Genomic DNA, 641 nt, shown 5'->3' on the forward strand with positions numbered 1-641 from the left:
GCGACGCCTGGCGTCAATTGGCACGAGTGTGACAAGAAGCTTCTCATCCTAGAAGGACAGGACCTGAGCGGGGCGAACCTGTTCGGTGTTGATTTCACTTCGACCGACCTCAGGAACAGCAATCTCCTTGCGGCAAATCTTGAGAAGGCAACGCTTGTGCGTGCTTCCCTGGCCGACTCGACCGCCAAAGGCGCCCGGTTCGACAGAATCGAGGCCTACAGGACCGACTTCAGCCGTATGGACGCGCAGGGCGCTGTGTTTGCGAGCGCGGAAATGCAGCGCTCGAATTTCCAGGACGCCAATCTGACCAATGTTGATTTCACAAAGGCAGAATTGGGGCGTGCGCAGTTCCATGACGCCGATATCAGCGGCAGCCGCTTCTCGTTTGCCAATCTCGCACGGGCGGACTTCCGAGGAGCGACGTTCACCGCGTCGATAGACTTTGACCGCGCCTTTTTCTTTCTGACCCGTATCGAGGGCGTCGACCTTTCCAATTCGGCGGGTCTGTCCCAGTGGCAGCTCAACATGGCTTGCGGAGACGCCCGGACCGAGTTGCCTTCTGGCTTGACGAGGCCTGAAGATTGGCCCTGTCAATTCCAGCAGGAATAGTTGTCGGCAAGCGAACTGCGGCAATGCTGCAC

The 641-nt window shown here is 58.3% G+C and carries 1 protein-coding gene; it reads left to right on the top strand.

The genetic code is table 11. From position 1 onward, the window contains the following. A partial coding sequence (locus tag AC0L2M_RS34610; protein WP_473537271.1) for a pentapeptide repeat-containing protein occupies positions 1–609 on the top strand: 609 nt, incomplete at its 5' end. Positions 610–641: the final 32 nt, after the last annotated feature.

This window comes from Mesorhizobium sp. WSM4806 (assembly GCF_055811635.1).